The following is a 1638-nucleotide window of genomic DNA, read 5'->3' as shown; positions in this document are numbered from 1 at the left end:
ACCACAACTTTAACAGATTGTAAGTATATGTTTGACAAACTTCGTTAGAAGAGGATTGAATTTAGAGTCCCTCTTTCCATGGCGAAGAATTCGTTTATCTAGTCGAGTTTCAGATTCCCTACAGGCCATCTGGTTATCAGATAGAATGACAACAGGCCAATGAAAATTAGCGATCCTGCATAAATACTTATACTGCGCCAGCCTTTCGAGGGATACAGTATGTCCTTGCTGCTCAAGGGAAGGAGTAAGGCGGACAGGAACAGGGCAATGGGATATTCAGCGACTGTATTGAACATGACCGGTGCAATAAGGGCATTGAATATTCCTCCCAGAACACCGCCGAAGGACATCCACAGGTAAAACTCGGTAAGGTGTTTTGTTGAAGGCCGCCTCCTTACAAGCTCTCCGTGGAATACTATGGAAACAATGAACAGATTAATCAGATGCACAACAAAGATAGTCCATTTGCCATTCCGGTATCGGCATAATTCAGAAATACAAGCAAAGTGAGGGAGACAGGAAGCATGCGGGTCATTATCCTGTGGAGCATGTCAGGCATTTTTGCAAAGACTATAATAAATGAAAAAAGATAGAGCGACAGCGGGATTATCCAGAAGAGCGGTATGGCAGCAATGTCGGTTGTCAGGAAGGTTGTGACCCCTAACATGAGGCTTGACGGCACAAAGGCAAGAATAGTCCAGAAAAATCTATCTTTGAAGTTGGTTATAGAACTATCAGGCATGCATGTTTCAATCACATCCTGTCCAACTGTATTTTCATTCTTTCCAAGGCATACAGAGAGATTCCTCCATGTCAGATATGCACAGCATAAAGTAAGGATACCTAAAGTCAGATAGCCTGCCATCCAGAAACGGCTTTGATCGGCAAGGGCAAGTCCGGGCTCTATTAATATTGGATAGCTTATCAAGGCAAGAATGCTGCCTATGTTGCTTGCACTGTATAGAAAGTAAGGGTCTTTTGCTGAAGGATGTCCCGTGCTGGCAAACCATTTCTGGAGCAAAGGTGCTGTGGATGAAAGGACGAAAAAAGGCAGACCAACAGAGGTCAACAATATAAGGAGTATGCTGGCAATCGGATTCTCTTCGCCTGAAGGAATCAGCTTATGCGAAATGCCCGATGGAAGAACAATGCAGGCAAGAATCAGTATAATTGTCTGGATGAGTATCTGCTTGCTGATTCCTGCTTTAGTACTCAAGAGATGTGCATATCCATAACCGGCAAGAAGCATGGCCTGAAAGAACATCATGCACGTGTTCCATACCGCCGGGGTTCCGCCCAACAGGGGCAGGATCATTTTTGCTATCATTGGTTCGATAAGAAACAACAGGCCGGCACTCGTAAAAAGTGTAATGGAGAATATAACCGGCAGGGATTTAAAAGAGAATCGTGAAGTAGTCATAAATTTTTTTAGTGGCGGGAGCGTGTGGGAATCGAACCCACCCTGCCACCTTTTGGGCGGCAACACCGGATTTGAAGTCCGGGAGGGACACCAGAACCCTATGCACTCCCATGCATTGATAATACTTGATTTGCTGACATTAAAGCAAGTGTCTGCGTGAAAAGCAGGTCAAGATTTTGTTTTTTGTTTTTTTGTTTAATATGTGATTTAAATTTTTT

Annotated in this window: 2 protein-coding genes and 1 tRNA gene; all 3 read right to left on the bottom strand. The window is 43.8% G+C overall.

The window, feature by feature from the left end; all coding sequences use genetic code 11:
• Positions 1-98: 98 nt before the first annotated feature.
• The 3 genes from V7L97_RS12560 to V7L97_RS12550 all read right to left on the bottom strand — a co-directional run bounded on the left by V7L97_RS12560 (position 99) and on the right by V7L97_RS12550 (position 1530).
• Positions 99-449, bottom strand: a complete 351-nt coding sequence (locus V7L97_RS12560; protein WP_333656514.1) for a hypothetical protein — start codon at positions 447-449, stop codon at positions 99-101.
• Positions 440-1345, bottom strand: a complete 906-nt coding sequence (locus V7L97_RS12555; protein ID WP_333656512.1) for a hypothetical protein — start codon at positions 1343-1345, stop codon at positions 440-442. The genes V7L97_RS12560 and V7L97_RS12555 overlap by 10 nt, the downstream gene beginning before the upstream one ends.
• Before the next feature lie 87 nt (positions 1346-1432).
• A tRNA-Sec gene (locus tag V7L97_RS12550) sits at positions 1433-1530 on the bottom strand.
• Between the last annotated feature and the right edge of the window lie 108 nt (positions 1531-1638).

Source organism: Dissulfurispira sp. (assembly GCF_036745535.1).
GTDB lineage: Bacteria > Nitrospirota > Thermodesulfovibrionia > Thermodesulfovibrionales > Dissulfurispiraceae > Dissulfurispira.
Note: the sequence above shows the minus strand (reverse complement) of the source record. Positions and strands in the feature narration are given on the sequence as shown.